Annotated in this window: 18 protein-coding genes; 6 read left to right on the forward strand and 12 right to left on the reverse strand. The window is 72.1% G+C overall.

Annotated elements, in window-relative coordinates:
- Positions 1-129: 129 nt before the first annotated feature.
- The 5 genes from ACIA8F_RS35410 to ACIA8F_RS35430 form a co-directional block, all read right to left on the reverse strand.
- Positions 130-690, reverse strand: a complete 561-nt coding sequence (locus ACIA8F_RS35410) for a CGNR zinc finger domain-containing protein (RefSeq protein WP_399385113.1) — start codon at positions 688-690, stop codon at positions 130-132.
- Positions 691-725: 35 nt separating this feature from the next.
- Positions 726-1,406 (reverse strand): TetR family transcriptional regulator, encoded by a 681-nt coding sequence (locus ACIA8F_RS35415; protein ID WP_399385115.1) that lies wholly within the window; start codon positions 1,404-1,406, stop codon positions 726-728.
- 111 nt (positions 1,407-1,517) lie between these two features.
- Entirely contained in the window at positions 1,518-3,179 is a 1,662-nt protein-coding gene (locus ACIA8F_RS35420; RefSeq protein ID WP_399385117.1) for an AMP-binding protein, read from the reverse strand.
- Positions 3,176-3,988: a class I SAM-dependent methyltransferase gene (locus ACIA8F_RS35425; protein WP_399385118.1), complete on the reverse strand. Its 813-nt coding sequence runs from the start codon at positions 3,986-3,988 to the stop codon at positions 3,176-3,178. The genes ACIA8F_RS35420 and ACIA8F_RS35425 overlap by 4 nt, the downstream gene beginning before the upstream one ends.
- A 114-nt stretch (positions 3,989-4,102) precedes the next feature.
- Positions 4,103-5,062 carry a helix-turn-helix domain-containing protein gene (locus ACIA8F_RS35430; RefSeq protein ID WP_399385119.1) on the reverse strand — a complete coding sequence of 320 codons (960 nt, stop codon included), beginning with the start codon at positions 5,060-5,062 and terminating at the stop codon, positions 4,103-4,105.
- Between the two features lie 266 nt (positions 5,063-5,328).
- Here ACIA8F_RS35430 and gap point away from each other — a divergent pair, with 266 nt between their 5' ends.
- The 3 genes from gap (at position 5,329) to hisC (ending at position 8,551) form a co-directional block, all read left to right on the forward strand.
- On the forward strand, positions 5,329-6,336 hold the full coding sequence (gene gap, locus ACIA8F_RS35435) for a type I glyceraldehyde-3-phosphate dehydrogenase (RefSeq protein WP_383946266.1): 1,008 nt from the start codon (positions 5,329-5,331) through the stop codon (positions 6,334-6,336).
- Between the two features lie 81 nt (positions 6,337-6,417).
- Positions 6,418-7,332, forward strand: coding sequence for a pyridoxamine 5'-phosphate oxidase family protein (locus tag ACIA8F_RS35440; protein ID WP_399385121.1), 915 nt, complete (start codon positions 6,418-6,420; stop codon positions 7,330-7,332).
- A 133-nt stretch (positions 7,333-7,465) separates the two neighbouring features.
- Complete coding sequence (hisC, locus tag ACIA8F_RS35445; RefSeq protein ID WP_399385123.1) at positions 7,466-8,551, forward strand: histidinol-phosphate transaminase; 1,086 nt, start codon at positions 7,466-7,468, stop codon at positions 8,549-8,551.
- A gap of 18 nt (positions 8,552-8,569) precedes the next feature.
- Here hisC and ACIA8F_RS35450 read toward each other — a convergent pair whose 3' ends face one another.
- Together ACIA8F_RS35450 and ACIA8F_RS35455 are read right to left on the reverse strand one after the other, a co-directional pair.
- Positions 8,570-8,911 (reverse strand): DUF6415 family natural product biosynthesis protein, encoded by a 342-nt coding sequence (locus tag ACIA8F_RS35450; RefSeq protein ID WP_399385125.1) that lies wholly within the window; start codon positions 8,909-8,911, stop codon positions 8,570-8,572.
- 88 nt (positions 8,912-8,999) lie between these two features.
- Entirely contained in the window at positions 9,000-10,256 is a 1,257-nt protein-coding gene (locus ACIA8F_RS35455; RefSeq protein WP_399385127.1) for a helix-turn-helix domain-containing protein, read from the reverse strand.
- Positions 10,257-10,634: 378 nt separating this feature from the next.
- Here ACIA8F_RS35455 and ACIA8F_RS35460 point away from each other — a divergent pair, with 378 nt between their 5' ends.
- Both ACIA8F_RS35460 and ACIA8F_RS35465 read left to right on the forward strand, forming a co-directional pair.
- Positions 10,635-11,210: a MarR family transcriptional regulator gene (locus ACIA8F_RS35460; RefSeq protein ID WP_399385128.1), complete on the forward strand. Its 576-nt coding sequence runs from the start codon at positions 10,635-10,637 to the stop codon at positions 11,208-11,210.
- The gene (locus tag ACIA8F_RS35465; protein WP_399385130.1) at positions 11,204-11,614 is read left to right on the forward strand and encodes a hypothetical protein; all 411 of its coding nucleotides are present in this window, start codon (positions 11,204-11,206) and stop codon (positions 11,612-11,614) included. Before ACIA8F_RS35460 ends, ACIA8F_RS35465 begins: the two co-directional genes overlap by 7 nt.
- A 94-nt stretch (positions 11,615-11,708) precedes the next feature.
- Here the strand turns inward: ACIA8F_RS35465 and ACIA8F_RS35470 are convergent, their stop codons facing one another.
- The 3 genes from ACIA8F_RS35470 to ACIA8F_RS35480 are packed head-to-tail and all read right to left on the reverse strand — an operon-like array spanning position 11,709 to position 14,197.
- Complete coding sequence (locus ACIA8F_RS35470) at positions 11,709-12,500, reverse strand: ABC transporter permease (protein WP_399385132.1); 792 nt, start codon at positions 12,498-12,500, stop codon at positions 11,709-11,711.
- A complete protein-coding gene (locus tag ACIA8F_RS35475; protein WP_399385134.1) occupies positions 12,497-13,516 on the reverse strand; it encodes an ATP-binding cassette domain-containing protein in 1,020 nt (339 codons plus the stop codon). Before ACIA8F_RS35475 ends, ACIA8F_RS35470 begins: the two co-directional genes overlap by 4 nt.
- A 12-nt stretch (positions 13,517-13,528) precedes the next feature.
- Positions 13,529-14,197: a DUF4097 family beta strand repeat-containing protein gene (locus ACIA8F_RS35480; RefSeq protein ID WP_399385136.1), complete on the reverse strand. Its 669-nt coding sequence runs from the start codon at positions 14,195-14,197 to the stop codon at positions 13,529-13,531.
- Positions 14,198-14,419: 222 nt separating this feature from the next.
- Between ACIA8F_RS35480 and ACIA8F_RS35485 the strand changes: the two genes are divergently transcribed.
- Positions 14,420-15,157, forward strand: coding sequence for a helix-turn-helix domain-containing protein (locus ACIA8F_RS35485; RefSeq protein WP_399385138.1), 738 nt, complete (start codon positions 14,420-14,422; stop codon positions 15,155-15,157).
- 83 nt (positions 15,158-15,240) lie between these two features.
- Here the strand turns inward: ACIA8F_RS35485 and aroA are convergent, their stop codons facing one another.
- Positions 15,241-16,521 carry a 3-phosphoshikimate 1-carboxyvinyltransferase gene (gene aroA, locus ACIA8F_RS35490; protein WP_399385140.1) on the reverse strand — a complete coding sequence of 427 codons (1,281 nt, stop codon included), beginning with the start codon at positions 16,519-16,521 and terminating at the stop codon, positions 15,241-15,243.
- Positions 16,518-18,695, reverse strand: a complete 2,178-nt coding sequence (gene tkt, locus ACIA8F_RS35495; RefSeq protein WP_399385141.1) for a transketolase — start codon at positions 18,693-18,695, stop codon at positions 16,518-16,520. The genes aroA and tkt overlap by 4 nt, the downstream gene beginning before the upstream one ends.
- Positions 18,696-18,847 lie beyond the last annotated feature (152 nt).

The following is an 18,847-nucleotide window of genomic DNA, read 5'->3' on the forward strand; positions in this document are numbered from 1 at the left end:
CACCCCGCCCCCGGCACCGCCCCACCCGCCGCAGCCACCAAGCCCCGACAACACCCCAGCCCCGCCGGCGCTTGAGGCGCAGGGGCCCGGGGACAGAGTCCCCGGCAACGGCGCCGCACCCGACGGGCCTCAGGACGCAGACGCCGTCCGCCGCGCATAGTGCCGCGCCGCCTTCGCCCGGTTCCCGCACCCCGTGCTCGTGCACCACCGCCGAGTCCCGTTCCGGCTGACGTCGTGGAACCACGACCCGCACGTCGGATCGGCACAACTCCGCAGCCGGTCCCCCGCAGTGCTGAGCAACCGCAGGTAATCCGCCGCCACGAGGTACCCGAACAGCCGCCCCGAGTCGGGCGCCTCCAGCCGCTCGACGGGCCCGGCGGCCGTGAGCAGCCGCCGGATCCGCCCCGCGTCGAGCAGCCGGTTGAAGGCGTCGAGCGCCCCCGGCCCCGCATCGGGCCGCCCGGCCACACCGGCCAGTGCGGTGCGCGCGGCCCGGGCCGCGGTCAGGGTGGCCCGGTCGGCACGCAGCTCGCCGCCGGCGTACGCGGCGGCCACCCGGGACCCGGCCAGCCAGCACGCGAGGCCGGCGGTGGAGTCCAGCAGGTCGTAGCGGCCGTACCGGTCGTGCCAGAGGGTGTTGAGGAGGTCCAGGCTGAGCGGCTCACCGGTGAGCGGACGCGGATCGGGCACACTCGCCCCCACCCCCGCCCCAACCCGGTCCGCGCTCATCCCCGCGGCCCGAGGTACGCGGGTGCGGGGACCGGCGCGGGACCGGCCGCGAAGGCGCAGTACGGCGACGAGCCCTCGGCCCGGTACAGCTCCACGGCCTGCGGCGCCGCGAGGATCCCCGGCAGGATCAGCTGCCACAGCCGGGTCAGGTTCCCGCGCAGCGGCCCGCAGGAGCGGCCCGGGCGGTGCTCCTCCGCGCGCAGGCACACGTCCATCCCGATCAGGGAGTACACGAGTTGCGCGGCCGTCCCCCAGGGATCGGCCGCTCCGGCCAGCGCGTCGGCCAGTTCCTCGCGGACCGCATCGGTCCAGGAGACGCTGCCGTCGGGGTAGTGCACGAACTCCCGGGTCAGCCGGGCGCCCGCCCGTACGACGGGGTCGTGCCCGAGCCGCCCGGCGACGGCGTGCGTCATGTCGACGGCGGCCTGCAAGGGCCGGATCCCGCGGTGCGGCACCGCGCTCAGGGCGCTGACGACCGCCTGCCGCGCTTCGGTGCGCACCGCTCTGATCAGGTCGTCCTTGGCGGGGAAGTGGTACATCAAGGCGCCCTTGGTCACTCCTGCGGCGGTGCAGATGACGGCGAGCGAGGCCCCCTCGTAGCCGTAGAGGTCGATGGCCTTGGCGGCGCCGTTGATCAGAGCCCTGCGCGTCCGCTCGGCTCGCTCCTGCTGCGCCATGGGCGCTCCTCGTGCGTAGGGGGTGGAGACGTGGGGGGGGGGGGGGGGGGGGGGGGGGGGGGGGGGCGGGGGGGGGGGGCCCCCCCCCCCCCCCCGCCACCACCCGCACGGTCAGGCCGCGGTGCCGGCCGGGACGGTGGCCAGGCTGTCCTCGAAGCTCTTGCGGAGCTGCGCGCGGCGGAGCTTGCCGATGCCGGTCTTGGGGATCTCGGACCGGTCGACGGGCAGCAGGTGCGGTACGTCGACGCCCAGCCGCTCGCGGACCCGCTCGCGGATCCGCTCGCCCTGTTCGCCGGTGATGCTGCCGGCGCGCGGGCTGAAGAAGACCGCGAGCTCCTCGGCACCGCCGGGCTCGGCCGTGACCAGGGAGGCGACGGTGTACGAGGGCTCGATGAAGTCGAGTTCCTCGACGGCGGCCTCGATCTCGTGGCCGTGGTAGGCGATCTCGCCGAGCTGGATGACGTCGTCGGTGCGGCCGGTGACGGTGAGGATGCCGTTCTCGACGTACGCCAGGTCGCCGGTCTTGAACCAGCCGTCGTCCGTGAAGGACTGCCGGTTCTGCACGGGGTTGTCGTAGTACCCGGAGGTGATGGTCGACCCGGTGACCTGGAGGCGGCCGGTGACCCCCCACGGCACGAGGGCGCCGTGCTCGTCGACGACCCGGATGCGGGTGCCGGGCTGCGGGCGGCCGACGGGCACGTAGCGGTCGTCGCCCGCGGCGGCCTCGGTGAACTGGCAGTCGGCCACGCCGGCGGTGGTCTCGGACATGCCCCAGCCGGGGAACATGGCGGTGGCGGGCAGCCCGTAGGGGGCCAGCAGGTCCAGGAAGCGGCGGACGACGCCGGAGCGGACGGCTTCGCCGCCGTTCATGATGTAGCGCAGCGGGCTCAGGTCCCAGCCGCGGCCCTCGAAGCGGTCGGCCTGGTCGTTGACGAGCACGAAGGCGAAGTTGGGCGCCCAGGTGGTGTCGGCCCGGTGGGCGGAGACGGCGTCGAGCCAGCGCAGCGGGTCTTCCAGCACCCACTGGATCTTGGCGTGGACCTGGGCGGCGCCGAGGAAGACGTCGCGCGCGTGGAACATCACGAGGCCGCCGATGTGGTCCAGCGGCATCCAGTTGAAGGTGCGGGTGTTCGCGTCGAGCTTGTTCACGCGGGAGGTGGCCGCGCTGCGCGTGAGGATGTTGCGGTGCGTCAGGCTGACGGCCTTGGGCACGCCGGTGCTGCCGGAGGTGAGCAGCAGGACGGCCGGGTCCACGGCGTCCGGCTCGTGCCGGGCGAGGTCCGGCTCGTGGGCGGCGCGCAGGCTCGCCACGTCGCCCAGGTGGGCGGCGGTCCAGCCGGCGTCGGCGGTGACGGCGGGCGCGAGCTCCTGGCCGGTGCCGGTCAGGACGCGGGGGCGGCCGTAGCCGGCCCAGACGCGCTCCAGCAGGCCGGGGCCGTGGACCGCGTCGGCGCTGACGGGCAGCGGCAGGAAGCCGCCGAGGATGCAGGCCCAGAAGCCGGCGAGGAGGTCCGCGTCGTCGGCGGACTGCAGGATGATCTTCTCGCCGACCGCCGCGCCGGAGGCGCGCAGGCCGCCCAGGACGCGGGAGGCGCCGTCGAGGAGCTCGGCGTAGCTCTGGTGGACCTCGGTGCCGTCGGCGCGAATGTACGTCACGCCGCGTCCGTCGGCCTCGCTCTCGGCGACGGCGCGGACGAGGGCGGCGCCGAGGTGCGCGACGCCGGTTTCGGGGGCGGGCCCGCCGTCGAGCAGCGATATGCCGGTGCCGGTCATGCCTGGTTCTCCTCTTGCTGAGCGGTGTCGGACGCGGTGTCGGACGCGGTGTCGGCAGGGGTCGCGGTGGCCACGATGACGAGCGGGCCCCGGCCGTGGAAGGGCGCGGGCTCCTTGCGGAACCCGCCGTACTCGGCCGTGATGGTCAGTCCCGCCGCGGCCAGCAGTTCGCGGACCTCGGGCCCGGTCAGGACGGCCTGGTCGAAGAAGTTGTCGTACATCGCGACCGTGCCGTCCGCGGTGCGGACCAGCAGGGTCTCCTCGTTGCGCCAGTTCGCGGCGTGCGCGTTGATGAACTGGCGGGCGAGGCGGGTGATGAGGACCCCGTCGCGGCGGTGGTGGCCGACGCTGTTGGGCTGGAAGGAGTCGACGAAGTTCAGCAGGTGCCCGAACTCCAGGACGACCTGGCCGCCGGGGTTCAGCAGTTCGCGGACGGAGCGCAGGACGGCCGGGAGCCCGCCGCGGTCCAGGTAGTTCAGCGTCATGAAGAGGCTGTACACGAGGTCGTACCGCTCGTCGGTGCGGTACTCCTCGGCGCGGGCCTCCACGTAGGAGATGTCCTCGTCGCCGGCGGCCCGGGCGTACTCCAGGAAGGCCGCGCTCTGGTCGACGCCGGTGCCGCGGTGGCCGCGCTCGCGCAGGGCGCGCAGGTTGGAACCGGTGCCGCAGCCCAGGTCGAGTACGGTGCCCGCGTCGGGGAGCAAGGACGCGAGGAACTCCGTCTCGGCGTCGAGGTTGCGGAAGTCCTTCCGCATGATCTCGTAGTACTCACCGGGGAATTCGAAGCTCGTGCCGGTCAAATCCGTCATCCTCCTCGGATGTCAGTGCTCGTCGGTCGGCTGTAGTCGGCTGTACGCGTCTGTGCTCGTCGGTCGGCGGTGCTCATCGGCGCCATCCCCCGCGGCCGGCGTCGCCCGCGTCGCCTACGTGGGCACGGCCTCGCGCATCGTGCGGTAGCCGCGCGGAGTGAGGCCGTACCGGTCGCGGAAGAGCCGGCTGAAGTGCGAGGCCTGGTAGAGGCCGGACCGTTCGCCGATCACCCCGACGGGCAGGTGCTCGAGCCGCGGATCGCGCAGCTCCGACCGGCAGCGGGCGAGGCGTTCGTCCCGGATCCACCGGGCGGGGCTGGTGCCGTGCTCCTGGAAGATCCGCTGGAGGTAGCGCAGCGAGATGTTGTGGTGCTCGGCGACCGCCTGCGGGGTGAGGTCGGGGTCGGAGAGCCGGGCGCGGATGAACCCCTGGATGTTGAGCATGAGGTCGTGCCGGGCCACCTCGTCCTCGGCGGCCACGTGGCGCAGCCGGTCGGCGAGGACGGCCGCGGTCAGGCCCGCCACGGTGGCGCCGACCCGGTCGACGGCGGAGTGGATCTCGGTGCCGTGGTCGTGGAGTCCGGCGAGGAGCTGGGAGAGCAGGGCTCCGGCGCCCATCCGTCCGCACCAGCCGGTGGCGGTGAGCTTCGCGGTGTCTGCGGCCGACATGCCGAGGTGACGGTGCGGCAGCTGGACCTCGACCAGGTGGAAGGGCCTGGGCAGGATGAGGCGGTACGGGCGGCTGGTGTCGCAGCAGATGATCTGCGGGCCGCTCGCCTGGCCCCGGCGGCCGTCCTGGTGGACGTGGATCTCGCCGGCCAGTGCCCGGAACACCCTCAGGGACTCGGACGGGTCGGGGCGGATGTGGCGGCCGGGACGTACGGCCTCGTGGGCCTCCCCCGTGACGAGGGAGATGGTGACGTCTCCGAACTCGCGGCGGACGGTGGTCCCGTACACGGACTCGCCGTGTGCTCGGATCACCCGCGCCGTCGTACCCATGGCGGGCGGGGCGGGCGCGGCGAGCGGTGGACTGCGGTCCGGCACGAATGCGCTCGGCCCGCGAAGGGGCAGCATGTCCATCGTTCTCCTCGCTCCGGGAAGCGTCGTGTCATCGTGACAGGCACGCCCATAAAAACATACCTGCATGCAGGTACTCGTACGCCATCAGAAGTTTCGATACACAAGGCCTCACCTCGGCTTTCATGCGTAAACCCGCCATGAACAGGCGCATTTACGCAAGCCGTCCCACAAGTCGGCCGGTACAGTTGAGGACGAGGACTGGCCGGACGACGCGGCTTCACGTGCGGTCATGGATGTAGTTTCCGAACGAGGGGTATCACGTGACGATCAAGGTCGGCATCAACGGATTCGGCCGCATCGGCCGCAGCTTCTTCCGCGCCGCCCTTCAGCGGGGCACCGGCCTGGAGGTGGTCGCCGTCAACGACCTCACCGACGCCGCGACGCTGGCCCACCTGCTCAAGTACGACAGCACGCTCGGCCGGCTCGGGCACGAGGTGAAGGCCGTCGAGGGCAACCTGGTCATCGACGGGCGCACCATACGCGTGACCGCCGAGCGCGACCCCGCGAAGCTTCCGTGGGGCGAGCTGGAGGTGGACGTGGTCATCGAGTCCACCGGCGTCTTCACCGACGCGCACAAGGCCCGCGCCCACCTGGAGGCCGGTGCCCGCAAGGTCATCATCAGCGCGCCCTCGAAGAACGAGGACCTGACGATCGCCTTCGGCATCAACGACGAGCTCTACGACCCGGCCGTGCACGACATCGTCTCCAACGCCTCGTGCACGACCAACTGCCTGGCCCCGCTGGCCAAGGTCCTCGACGACGCGCTCGGCATCGAGCACGGCCTGATGACCACGGTCCACGCCTACACCGCGGACCAGAACCTCCAGGACGGCCCGCACAGCGATCTGCGCCGCGCCCGCTCGGCGGCGACGAACACCGTGCCGACCACCACCGGCGCCGCGAAGGCGATCGGCCTGGTCCTGCCGCAGCTCAAGGGCAAGCTCGACGGGTACGCGCTGCGCGTGCCGATCCCCACCGGCTCGGCCACCGACCTCACCGTCCGGGTCGGCCGCGCGACGACGGTCGAGGAGGTCAACGAGATCTTCGCGAAGGCCGCCGCGGGCGCCCTCGCGGGCATCCTCACCTACACCGACGAGCCCATCGTCTCCAGCGACATCGTCACCGACCCCGCGTCGTGCATCTTCGACTCGGGCCTGACCAAGGTGATCGGCGACGGCCGCCAGGTCAAGATCGTCGGCTGGTACGACAACGAGTGGGGCTTCTCCAACCGTGTCGTGGACACCGCCCTGCTGATCGGCGCCCGCTGACCGGCGCCCCGTAGACGGGCGCCCGCCGACGGCGATCCCGTCGGCCACGGCGCCCGTCCCGACCGGAGGTTCCCGATTCCCGTGATCAAGACCCCCCATCACGAGGGTGAACAAGCCGTCCAGAAGCAGGCCGGCGAAGGCGGTCCCGGCTGGGGCTCGCCGATGTTCGACGACGTGATCCAGCCCGGCTTCGACCAGTACCTGATGCGCCAGCGCATGCTCTTCCTGGGCGGCGCCGACTCCACGGGCGCCATGTGGTCCTCGCTGGTCACGGGCGACCCCGGCTTCGCCCTCCCCACGAGCCGGCGCACGATCACGCTGTCCTCCCTGCCCGTACCGGGCGATCCGCTCGCGGAGGCCTTCACGGAGACGGCCGACATCGGATTGCTCGCCCTCGAACCGCACACGACGACCCGGATCCGGATCAACGGCGTGGCGCGGCGCGAAGGCGATGCGCTGCACATCCGCACCGAACAGGTCCTGGGCAACTGCCCCAAGTACCTCCAGGTGCGGGTCCCGGTCGCGGACGGACCCGCGTCGGCGACCCGGGAGACCCGGGACGGCGACGCGCTGACGCCCGAGCAGGAGAAGTGGATCCGCGGGGCGGACACCTTCTTCATCGCCAGCCAGGCCGACGGCTACGGTGCGGACTCCTCGCACCGGGGCGGCGACGCCGGCTTCGTCACGGTGGCCGGACCGCGCAGGCTCGTATGGCCCGACTACTTCGGCAATTCCTTCTACATGACCCTGGGCAATCTGCAGCTCAACGAGAACTGCGGACTGCTCTTCCTGGACTGGGAGTCCGGCCACACCCTGCAGCTGACGGGCAAGGCGCGGATCAACTGGGCCGAGGGCGACCGGGCGGACGTGCCCGGGGCCCTGCGGATGTGCGAGTTCGACATCGAACGCGTGGTGCAGATCGACGGGGCGACCCGGCTGCGCTGGGCGTTCGGCGGTCCCTCGCCCTACAACCCGCCGGCAGCGGCCCGCGGCTGATCCCCCCTCAGCCCCGCGCCGTCCCCTCGCCCCAGCCCCCTGGTCACCGTCCGGCCGTGCCGTCTCCCCCGTCGGTACGGCCGGACGGTGTCGTACGCCCCGTCCGGCACACTGCCCCTAAGGATTGAGCCCCATGCCCACCACGCCCGCCACGCCCGGTCCGGTCCTGCCCCGGCTGCGCGCCGACGTCTCGACGGTCCCCGCCTACGTGCCGGGCCGCGCGGCCCGCGACGAGTTCGTCGACAAGCTCTCCTCGAACGAGAACCCGTACCCGCCGCTCCCGTCGGTGATGGAGGCGGTCGGAACCTGGCTGGGCCGCCTCAACCGCTACCCCGACCCCACCGCGGCCGAGCTGGTCGCGGAGCTCTCCGGGCGCCTCGGCGTACCCGCCGGCCACCTGGTACTGGGCACCGGCTCGGTCGGCATCACCCAGCACCTGGTCGCCGCCGCCGCGGGCCCGGGCGACGAGGTGGTCTTCGCCTGGCGCTCGTTCGAGGCGTACCCGCTGCTGGCCTGGGCCGCCGGCGCGACCTCCGTCCAGGTCCCGCTGCGCGACGAGACCCACGACCTGGACGCCCTGGCCGACGCGGTCACCGACCGCACCCGCCTGATCTTCGTCTGCAACCCGAACAACCCCACCGGCACCGCCGTCCGCCGCGCCGAACTGGAGCGCTTCCTGGACCGCGTGCCCCCGCACATCCTGGTCGTCATCGACGAGGCCTACCGCGAGTTCGTCGACGCCGAGGACATCCCGGACGGCATCGACCTCTACCGCGACCGCCCCAACGTCGCCGTCCTGCGCACCTTCTCCAAGGCCTACGGCCTGGCCGCGCTCCGCGTCGGCTACGCGGTGGCCCACCCGCACGTGACGGCCGCCCTGCGCGCCTGCTCCGTCCCCCTCGGCGTCAGCGGCCCCGCCCAGGCCGCCGCCCTGGCCTCCCTCCGCGCCACCGAGGAACTCCGCGCCCGCGTGGCCGACCTGGTGGCGGAACGCGAGCGCGTCAGCGCGGGCCTGCGCGCGGAGGGCTACGAAGTCCCCGAAAGCCACGCCAACTTCGTCTGGCTTCGCCTCGGCGCCCGCACCTCCTACTTCGCGGACGCCTGCGAGGCGGCCGGCCTCATGGTCCGCCCCTTCGGCGACGAGGGCGTCCGCATCACGATCGGCTCCCCGGACGCGAACGACCGCCTCCTGAAGACCGCGGCCGACTGGGACCACTGACACCACCGGCCTCACACCTCATCCGGTCGCCTCATCACCTCGTACCGGCTCCCGGTCCCCGACGGCTTCCGCGAGGTTCCGCAGGATGCGGGCCAAGGCCCTGGCATGGTTCCAGTTCGCGTGGTCACCGCGGGTCGATGGACCCACGTCGATGAAGTACGACCACTCGCTCAGCGCGGCTCCCGCACGTTCGGTCCGCTGGGCCGCCGGAATCCGGCACACCTCGGTATGAAGTTGGCACCCCGCCGTGATCAGATCATCGACCAGTCGGGCCACATTCTCGGCGTCGGGGCGCTCCGCATAGGGAGCCAGAGCTCGCGCCGTAAGTTCCTCAACCGTCGGTGTCCTGCTGGGGTTCATCCTGATGCTCCCTACCGTCGTCAGCGGGTGGTGGAATCAGGGTGACGGCGAGGCAACTGGAAAAGGGGCCCGATTTGGGCCCCTCTCCCTACGCGGCCAGCATGCCGATGTCGACGGCCAGTCGACTGGCCCGTTGTCGGCGCTCCGGCACCCGCGACGCGGTCTCTTCCAAGACGATCGAGCGGGCGTACCCGTTGTAGCGGATCGTCTCAGGAGCGGCCGCGTGCGCCTGCTCCAACGCGGCCAGAGCAGTCTCGCGCTGCCCATCGAGGTAGTAGGCGCGAGCCTGCTCGATGCGGTGCCGAGCCCGGCGCGGCCGGGACGGGATCGCGTCGGTCTCAGCCTGGTTGGCCTGCCGTACGGACTCTCTGCCGGCTCGGAGTTCGACCGCGACGGTGACGCCGTGCGCCCCCATCACAGCTCTGCCGAAGGACGTCACCCGGTGGAAGTAGTCCGCGGGCAGCTGCCGGGAGACACCACCTGCCCGGTCCCACCACCCCCACGCGGTACCGGTGTCACGGCGTTTCGCAGCGGTGATTCCAGCCTCGGCACGGAGAGCCCCCGTGATCGCCTGCACGTCGAGCGGGGCGTCGGGTAGCCCGGGCTCCAGCAGTCGCAGTGCTTGCATGACGAGTTCGTCCGCCTCGTCGTAGTGCCCCGGCCCGGAGTCCCTATGAGCCTGGGCAGCCAGCCACGCTGCCACTCCGATCACGTGCAGGTCTTCGGACTCCTGCGCGGCGACCATGCCACGCTCGGCCACCCGCCACAACAAGGAGGGGTCCGGCTGGTAGGCGACGAAGAACTGGGCGAGGAAGAACGTCTCGGCCTGGAGGGCGAGGGCCGCGCGGCGATCGCTCGCGGTATCGGCCTGGCGGACTCCGAGCTGCGCGTCACGGAGCAGTCCCGGCAGCAACCGGCCGATGATCTCGCGGTGGTTGGGCGCCCCGTGGCGGGCGGCCCATGCGGCATCCAGCGCGGCCCGCAGATATGCCTTCGTGGGGGCCTCACGGGTGCCGGGCGCCGGGTATGCGGAGAGTGCAGCACGGACTGCGGGGAGACGATCGTGACCGGGCCCGAGGAACAGGTCTGTGTGCGGTTCGGCGCCGACATCGCCCACGAGGTCGTTCAGGCGGCGGACGCGGAGCACTTCGGCGATGCGGAGGATCTCCGGCAGGCGCGGCATTCCTATGCTGCCGGTTTCGACCTTCTTCACCCACGAGGCGTGGTGGCCGAGGAGGCCGGCCAGTTGCTCGCGGGTCATGCCTCGGCGGTTGCGGTAGATCTGGACGCGTTGCCCGAACGCGACGGGGTTGTCGTACGGGTCGGGGGGAGCATCGGAAGACACGGCCTTGCCCCTTCGTTGTGCAGCTCGACACTGACCAGCCTAGGCCCGTATCGGGCCCAGCCACAGAAGGTGCGCCCAGTGCGGCCCGCACCCCGCATCCGGCGTACGGGTGCTACTCCGCACCACAGACGGCATCAGCCACTGTGCTGCTTGCTTCCTGCGCAACCCCACTCGGCCAGCCACCGGTTGGCCGACCGAAGCGAAGAAGCGAGCACCGGAGCGCAGCGCAGGGCGCAGCCAACCCTGGGAGATTTTGTCCCGGTGGGCTGGGACAAACCGCTAGGCTGCGTGACGACTTCCCCGTACGTCAGGACGGAACCCACGCACATGGCGCGCCCCCGACCCAGCCGCCGAGCCTCCGGCTCGCAGCCTCCCCTCGTGCCCGTCTCCGCCTCCGGCGAGGAGTTCAGGGAGACCCTGACCGAGAAGTTCGCGGACCTCATCGGAGAAACCCCTGTACGGGGCCGGCCGGTCCAGCGGGTCGACGTCGCCGTCCGGGTCACCCAGAGGGCCCCGCACGAGATGTACGGAACGGCCGGCTTCAGCGCCGTCAGCAACGAGTTCCTCAGCGACGTCCTCGCCGTCCTCATCGCCCAGCACGGCATGTCGCCCATCCAGTCCGCCGTCCTGGTCTGGTGCATCGGCAAGCAGAAGGAGGGCTGGGTCAAGGCGACGCACAAGCTGATCGCCGAACGACTCGGAGTCGAGCGGGCCAACGTGAGCCGGGCCGTCAGGCGCCTGGAGGAGTGGCACATGATCCAGAAGGTCCGTCCCGGTGTCCTCTTCGTGAATCCCCTGATCGGCTTCATGGGCAACGGAGACCGTCAGCAGGAGATCCTGGCTAAGCTGCGCCAAGGGACCCCGGAGAACGCGTTTCCCCTGCTCAACGCGCCGCCCGCCCCACGAAGCACACAGTTGGAACTCGGCCGGGACCAGGAGGAGACGGCATGCTGATCCAGGCGACCTTCGGGCACGGAATGCTCCACAGGCTGGGGCTCTCACGCGGTGCCCAGGACCTTCTGAGCGCGCTGATCGACCTTCAGGAGCCGGGTGGCGAGGTCCGGGTGTCCCAGCAGGAGCTCGCGGCTCGTGTGGGTCTCGGCAAGAACGCCGCTTCGACCGCCATGGCCGCGCTCGTCGACCGGCACCTCGTCCTGCGACCGGAGCACAGCTACCGCACCTACATCCTGCATCCCTACATCGCGGGCTACGAGTCCGTCGAAGCCCTCGCGGCCGCGGTACGGGAAGCAGCCCGCAGCATCGCGAACGGCACGCTCGGCGAACCGTCGGCCCCCCGCTACGAAACCGCGCCCCCCAAGAGGCAGCACCGAGAACTCCGGGCCGTCCGCGGCGCGTAACCCGCACCTACACGAACGAGGCGGCGCACTCCGACCTGTCGTCGGGGTACGCCGCCTGCGGGCGGGGCGCGGGGGGCTCTCGGCGCCCCGGCCGCTACTTCGGGTCACTGTTGAACTTCGCCGCCGCCCAGAAGTAGCCGAGCACCGCGAGGCCCAGGCACCAGGCGACCGCGATCCACCCGTTGTTGCCGATCTCGGTGCCGAGCAGCAGCCCGCGCAGGGTCTCGATGGCCGGGGTGAAGGGCTGGTACTCGGCGATGGGACGGAACCAGCCCGGCATGCCCTCCACCGGGACGAAGGCGCTGGACAGGAGCGGCAGCAGGATCAGCGGCATCGCGTTGTTGCTCGCCGCCTCGGCGTTCGGGCTGACGAGGCCCATGCCGACGGCGATCCAGGTGAGCGCCAGGGCGAACAGGACGAGGAGCCCGAACGCCGCCAGCCATTCCAGGGCCGTCGCGTCCGTGGACCGGAAGCCGATGGCCACCGCGACGGCCCCGACCAGGACCACGCTCGCGATCGACTGGATCACGCTGCCGACGACGTGCCCGATGAGCACCGACCCGCGGTGGATCGCCATCGTGCGGAAGCGGGCGATGATGCCCTCGCTCATGTCGGTGGAGACCGACACCGCGGTGCCGATCGTGGTGCTGCCGATGGTCATCAGCAGCAGGCCCGGCACGAGGTAGGCGAGGTAGGCGGAGCGGTCCCCGCCGCCTTCGCCCAGGCCGGAGCTCATCACGTCGCCGAAGATGTAGACGAAGAGCAGGAGCAGCATGATCGGTGTGAGGAGCAGGTTCAGCGTCAGGGACGGGTAGCGCCGGGCGTGCAGGAGGTTGCGGCGCAGCATCGTGGACGAGTCGCGGACGGCGAGGGCGAGGGTGCTCATCGGTCGGTCTCCTGGTTCTGGTGGTCGTTCAGGTCGTTCAGGTCGTTCAGGTCGTTCAGGTCGTTCAGGTCGGACCGGCCGGGGCGCGGGTCGGTGCCGGTCAGGGCGAAGAACACGTCGTCGAGGTCGGGGGTGTGCACGGACAGTTCGTCCGCCTCCACGCCGGCCGAGCCCAGCCGGTCGAGCAGGTCGCGCAGCGCGCGCTGGCTGCCGTCGCCGGGGATCCGCAGGGTGAGGGATTCCTCGTCCCGGGCGGCCTCGTGCAGCTCGGTGGCGGCGGACCGGTAGACGGCCGGGTCGGAGAACCGCAGGCGTACGTGGCCTCCGGGGATCAGCCGCTTCAGCTCCTCGGCCGTACCCTCGGCCGCGATCTTGCCGCCGTTCAGCACCGCGATCCGGTCGGCGAGCTGATCGGCCTCCTCCAGGTACTGGGTGGTGAGGAAGACGGTCACTCCGCCCGCGACGAGCCCGCGGATGATCTGCCACATGGTGTGCCGGGACCGGGGATCGAGCCCCGTGGTCGGCTCGTCGAGGAAGATGATCCGCGGATCCCCGACCAGCGTCATGGCGATGTCCAGCCGCCGTTTCATCCCCCCGGAGTAGGTCGAGGCGGGCTTCTTCGCCGCCTCCACCAGGTCGAACCGCTCGAGGAGTTCGGCGGCCACCCGCCGCCCCTCCCCCTTGGACAGGTGATGCAGGTCCGCCATGAGGAGCAGGTTCTCCTCGCCGGTGATCAGCCCGTCGACCGCCGAGAACTGCCCGGTGACCCCGATCGCGGCACGGGCCGCCCGCGGGTCGGTGGCCAGGTCGTGGCCACCGACCCGGATCTCGCCGGAGGCGGGATCCGGGGAGACGAGGGTGGAGAGGATCTTGACGGCGGTGGTCTTGCCGGCGCCGTTCGGGCCGAGCAGGGAGAAGACCGTGCCTTCGGGGACGGCCAGGTCGATGCCGTCGAGCACGACCTTGTCCCCGTAGGACTTGCGCAGCCCGTTCGCGGTGATGGCCAGGTTCGTCATGGGAGGGGTCCTTTACAGGCTGCGGGCGGCGATGTCGCCGTAGGCGGTGGTCGCGTGGATGCTGAGGCCGACGGCGGCACCGTCGCTGTTGTCGAGGGCGTTGTGGATCCGGCCGTGGCCGGTGCCGGCGTCGAGGGTGGCGCGGACCCCGCGGGCGACGCCGACCTCGATCTGCCCGTACTCGGTGCGCAGTTCGACCGTGCCGCGCAGGGCCTCGGTGATGCGCAGGTCGCCCTTCTGGGTGGTGATCCGTGCGGGGCCGGACAGGCGGCCGACCGTGATGTCGCCGGCGGCGAGGGTCAGGTGGGCGCTCGCGGCTTCGTCGATCTTGACCGTGGCCTGCGCGCCCTCGAAGGTGACGTCGCCGAGGCGTCCGACCCCCCGGAACTCGGCGCTCGCCATCTTGGCCTCGATGCGGGAGCCGGCCGGCAGCTGGACGGTCACCTCGACGGCGCCGGAGGCGCCCAGGTACTGGTTCCCGGCCGAGGCCTCGATGCGCAGCACGCCGTCGGTGTAAGCGACCTTCGTCTGCTCCGCCGCCTTCACGTCGCGGCCCTTGGAAGCGTCCGCGGGCCGGACCTCGATCGCGGTGTCCGCGCGGTCGGCGGCGATGAAGCGGACCCGGCCGGCGGGGATGTCCAGGACGGTGGCGATCGGGGCGGGGGTGTCGAACTTCTGCATGATGTTCTCCTGCGACTTGTTGTTTCCGATGAAGGAAAAGCTACGTTGCTTTCCAAGTCGCTGCAAGAAGTTCGTTGCGATGAAACCTTATTCATGCAGGTGAGAGCGTTGACATCGTTGCGAATGCCTGAAACAAAATGCAACGACAGCACGTCCAAGCGTTGCAATGGACTGAAGGTGAACGCTATACTGGAGCCACGACGAACCACGAAGGAGACCGCGATGCCGGGAGGCAGGCTCACCCAGCAGGAACGCCAGCAGATCGCGCTGGGAGTGGCAGACGGCCTCGCCTACGCGGAGATCGCCAGACGCCTGGACCGTCCGACATCGACCATCACGCGCGAGGTCATGCGCAACGGCGGCCCCGGCGCGTACCGCGCCGACCTGGCCCACCGCGCCACCGAGGCCCGCGCCCACCGGCGCAGCAAGGCCGTGCCCCGCGGACCGGAGGCACCCCCACAGGCCCACGGACGCGACGCCGGGGCCGTGCAGGCCTACGAGGAGGTGTTCACCACCGTCATGATGGCGTCCGGGATGCCCAGGATGACGGCCCGGGTGATGGCCTGCCTGACCCTCACCGACTCGGGCAGCCTCACCGCGGCCGGACTGGTCCGGCACCTCCAGGTCAGCCCCGCGTCCGTCTCCAAATCGATCACGTTCCTGGAGGAGCAGGGCCTGGTGCGCCGGGAGCGCGACGAAGGCCGCCGCGAGCGCTACGTCGTCGACGACGACATCTGGTACCAGTCGATGATGGCCAGCGCCCGCTCCACGGCCCGGATAGTGGACACCGCGCGGCAGGGCGTCGGCGTCCTCGGCCCCGGCACCCCGGCCGGCACCCGCATGGAGAACATCGCCCGCTTCCTCGACTTCGTCTCCGAGAGCATCGCCCGCGCCGCGGAGCAGGCCCGCGAGATCCTGCACACGAAACCGGAAACGCCCCCGGCCGGCGATCCCCGTTAGGCCGTCTCTGCCCGCCCGGTGGTCGGCGAGGTGTGTTCGGTGACCACCTCGACCGGAGCGCGCGGCCGCCTTCCGGCCTCCGTTCAGCCGAACAGCCGGCGCAGTTCCTCGTGGAAGCCCGGGAAGGTCTTCGCGACGCAGGCCGGGTCGTCGAGGGTGATGCCGGGAGCGCGCAGGCCCAGTACCGAGAAGGACATCGCGATGCGGTGGTCCCGGTGGCAGTCGACCGTCGCCGGGGCAGGGGTGCCCGGGTGCACGGTGATGCGGTCCGGACCCTCCTCGACCCGGATGCCCAGCGCCCGGAGGTTCCCCGCGACGGCGGCGATGCGGTCGGACTCCTTCAGCCGGGCGTGCGCGATGTCGGTGATGGTGACCGGGGCGTCCGCGAGCGGGGCGATGGCGGCCATCGTCATGAAGGTGTCGGAGATGTCGCCCATGTCGACGCTGAATCCGCCGCGCAGCGCGCCGGTGCCCGTGACCTGGGTCCAGTCCGTGCCCCTGGTGACCCGTGCCCCGGCGCGCCGCAGCACCTCCACGAACGCGGTGTCGCCTTGCAGGCTGCCCTCGCCCAGGGCCCGGACCCGTACGGTGCGGCCGGTGACGGCCGCCGCCGCGAAGAAGTACGAGGCGGTCGAGGCGTCCGGCTCGATGTCGAGGTCGGTGGGCCGGTAGCCGCCCGGGTGGACCGTGATCGCGCTGCCCTCCTCCTCGACCCGGGCGCCGAAGTGCCGCATCAGGGACAGGGTCATGTCCACGTAGGGACGGCTGACCAGCCGCGGCACGTCCACCGTCAGCGGTCCGTCCATCAGCGGCGCGGCCATCAGCAGCCCGGAGAGGTACTGGCTGCTGAGCCCGGAGTCCAGCTCGATGCGGCCGCCGGCCAGCCCCCGCGCGGTCAGGGTGAAGGGCAGGCCGGTACCGCGCACCTTCGCCCCGAGCCCGCCGAGCGCCTCCAGCAGCGGCCGCAGCGGGCGTGCCCGCAACTGGTCGGAGCCGTCGAAGGCGATCTCCCCGCGCCCGGTGGCCGCGAAGGGCGGCAGGAAGCGCGCCGCGGTGCCGGCGTCGGCGCACCACACCCGGCCGGGTCCGGCCGGTCCGGCGCCGCGCCCGGTGACCTCCCAGACCTCGCCCGAGCCGTCGCCGTACCCGGAGCCGTCCCCGTAGCCGTATCCGCTGTCGCCGATGTCGCGCACCCCGGTGCCCAGGTCCGTCAGCGCGGCCCGGAAGGCGAGGGTGTCGTCGCTGACCAGGGGCGCGCCGAGGCGGCTGCGGCCGGGGGCGGCGGCCGCGAGGAGCAGCGCCCGGTTGGTGATGCTCTTGGACCCGGGGATCCGGGCCTCCAGCACGGTGGTGGCGGCGCTCATCTGGCGGCGGCCTTTCTCTGTGAGCTCTGCTGGGACCACTGCTGGGACCCCTGCCGGCCCCGCTGCGCGCGCTCGACGCTCGCACGGGCGGCCGCGGCGACCTTCGGCGCCGTCAGGCCGTGGAGTTCGTACAGGGACTGGTACGGGGCGGAGGCGCCGAAGGAGTCGATGCCCAGCGAGGTGCCGGCCGCACCGACCAGGGCGTACCAGCCGAGGCTGGAGCCCGCCTCGACGGAGACCCGGGCGGCCACCTCGGCGGGGAGCACCTCCTCGCGGTAGGCCTCCTCCTGGGCCTGGAACCACTCCAGGCAGGGCATGGACACGACGCGGGTGGCGAGGCCCTCCTCCTGCAGGATGCGGCGGGCGTCGAGCGCGATGGGCACCTCGCTGCCGGTGGCGATGAGGATGGCTTCGGGGCGCCCGCCCTCGGCCTCGGCCAGGACGTACCCGCCGCGCGCGGCGCCCTCGGCGGGGGACAGCCCGCTCTCCTCGGTGCGCTCCAGCACGGGCAGGTTCTGCCGGGACAGGCACAGGCCCGCCGGGCGGTCGTCGTTCTCCAGGATGGTGCGCCAGGCGACGACGGTCTCGTTGGCGTCGGCGGGCCGGACCACGTCCAGGCCGGGGATGGCGCGCAGCGACCAGAGGTGCTCGATCGGCTGGTGGGTGGGGCCGTCCTCGCCGAGCCCGATGGAGTCGTGGGTCCAGACGTAGGTGACGGGCAGCTTCATCATGGCCGCGAGGCGCACGGCCGGGCGCATGTAGTCCGAGAAGACCAGGAAGGTCCCGCCGTAGGGCCGGGTCCCGCCGTGCAGGGCGATCCCGTTGAGGATGGCGCCCATGGCGTGCTCGCGGATGCCGAAGTGCAGGGTCCGCCCGTACCGGTGCCCCGAGTACGCCTCGGTCGACAGCTCCTCGGGGACGAAGGAGGGCTCCCCCTTCATCGTCGTGAGGTTCGACTCCGCCAGGTCCGCCGACCCGCCCCACAGCTCGGGCAGGACGGAGGCCAGCGCGTTCAGCACCTCACCGGACGCCTTGCGGGTGGCGATCTGGCCGCCGCCGGGGAACACCGGCAGGCTGTCCTGCCAGCCCTCGGGCAGCCGGCGCTCGGAGAGCCGGTCGAAGAGCGCGGCGCGCTCCGGGTCGAGGGCGCGCCAGTCGGCGAGGGTCTTGTCCCACTGGCGGTGGGCTTCGGCCCCGCGGTCCGCGACCTTGCGGGCGTGGGCCAGGACCTCGGCGGGGACCTGGAAGGAGAGCGAGGGGTCGAGACCCATCGCGGCCTTGGCGGCGGCCGCTTCCTCGGCGCCGAGGGCGGATCCGTGGATGCCGCCGGTGTTGCGCTTCTTCGGCGCGGGCCAGCCGATGATCGTGCGCAGCGATACGAGGGAGGGCCGGTCGGTGGTCTCGCGGGCGGTGACGAGCGCCCGGTGCAGGGCTTCGACGTCCTCCCGGTACTCGCCTCCGGCGGTCCAGTCGACCTCCTGGACGTGCCAGCCGTACGCCCGGTAGCGGGCGAGGGTGTCCTCGGAGTGGGCGATCTGCCGGTCGTCCTCGATGGAGATGCGGTTCTCGTCGTAGAGGACCACGAGGTTGCCGAGGCGCTGGTGTCCGGCGAGCGAGCTGGCCTCGTGCGCGACGCCCTCCTCCAGGTCGCCCTCGGAGGCGATGGCCCACACGGTGTGGTCGAAGGGGCTCTCGCCGGGAGCGGCCTGCGGGTCGAACAGGCCGCGCTCGCGGCGGGCGGCCATGGCCATGCCCACCGCGTTGGCCAGGCCCTGGCCGAGGGGACCCGTGGTGGTCTCCACGCCCGGGGTGTGCCCGTACTCGGGGTGCGCGGGGGTCAGACTTCCCTCGGTGCGCAGGCCCTTGAGGTCGTCGAGGGTGAGCCCGTAGCCCGACAGGTAGAGCTGCGTGTAGAGGGTCAGGCTGGCGTGGCCGCAGGAGAGCACGAACCGGTCGCGGCCGGCCCAGCGCGGGTCCTGGGGGTCGTGCCGCAGCAGCCGCTGGAAGAGCAGGTACGCGGCGGGCGCGAGGCTCATGGCGGTACCGGGGTGGCCGTGGCCGGCCGCCTCGACGGCGTCCACGGTCAGGGCGCGGGCGACCTCGACGGCCCGGCGGTCGGCGTCCCCCCAGAGCAGGGCGGGCGCGGTGCCCTGCGGGGCGGTGGCGACGGTCATGACGGGCCTTCCTGTTCGGGGGATCCGGGGGATTCGGGTACGGGTGTGCGTGCGGGTCCCGCGGGCCCCACCGCTTCTTCGCGTACGGGGCCTGCGGTGCGTTCCGTTGCTGCGCCCCCGCCGGCCCGCCCCGCCGGGCGGACCGATCCGCC

It is taken from the genome of Streptomyces sp. NPDC051563 (assembly GCF_044454225.1).
GTDB lineage: Bacteria > Actinomycetota > Actinomycetes > Streptomycetales > Streptomycetaceae > Streptomyces.

Excerpts from the sequence above, each read along its gene's own strand:
- ACIA8F_RS35475 (WP_399385134.1), bottom strand. The coding sequence starts at position 13,516 with ATGACGAACCTGGCCATCACCGCGAACGGGCTGCGCAAGTCCTACGGG.
- ACIA8F_RS35465 (WP_399385130.1), top strand. The coding sequence starts at position 11,204 with ATGCTGATCCAGGCGACCTTCGGGCACGGAATGCTCCACAGGCTGGGG.
- tkt (WP_399385141.1), bottom strand. The coding sequence starts at position 18,695 with ATGACCGTCGCCACCGCCCCGCAGGGCACCGCGCCCGCCCTGCTCTGG.
- ACIA8F_RS35470 (WP_399385132.1), bottom strand. The coding sequence starts at position 12,500 with ATGAGCACCCTCGCCCTCGCCGTCCGCGACTCGTCCACGATGCTGCGC.
- ACIA8F_RS35415 (WP_399385115.1), bottom strand. The coding sequence starts at position 1,406 with ATGGCGCAGCAGGAGCGAGCCGAGCGGACGCGCAGGGCTCTGATCAAC.
- ACIA8F_RS35480 (WP_399385136.1), bottom strand. The coding sequence starts at position 14,197 with ATGCAGAAGTTCGACACCCCCGCCCCGATCGCCACCGTCCTGGACATC.
- ACIA8F_RS35420 (WP_399385117.1), bottom strand. The coding sequence starts at position 3,179 with ATGACCGGCACCGGCATATCGCTGCTCGACGGCGGGCCCGCCCCCGAA.
- hisC (WP_399385123.1), top strand. The coding sequence starts at position 7,466 with ATGCCCACCACGCCCGCCACGCCCGGTCCGGTCCTGCCCCGGCTGCGC.
- aroA (WP_399385140.1), bottom strand. The coding sequence starts at position 16,521 with ATGAGCGCCGCCACCACCGTGCTGGAGGCCCGGATCCCCGGGTCCAAG.
- ACIA8F_RS35425 (WP_399385118.1), bottom strand. The coding sequence starts at position 3,988 with ATGACGGATTTGACCGGCACGAGCTTCGAATTCCCCGGTGAGTACTAC.
- ACIA8F_RS35450 (WP_399385125.1), bottom strand. The coding sequence starts at position 8,911 with ATGAACCCCAGCAGGACACCGACGGTTGAGGAACTTACGGCGCGAGCT.
- ACIA8F_RS35430 (WP_399385119.1), bottom strand. The coding sequence starts at position 5,062 with ATGCTGCCCCTTCGCGGGCCGAGCGCATTCGTGCCGGACCGCAGTCCA.
- ACIA8F_RS35485 (WP_399385138.1), top strand. The coding sequence starts at position 14,420 with ATGCCGGGAGGCAGGCTCACCCAGCAGGAACGCCAGCAGATCGCGCTG.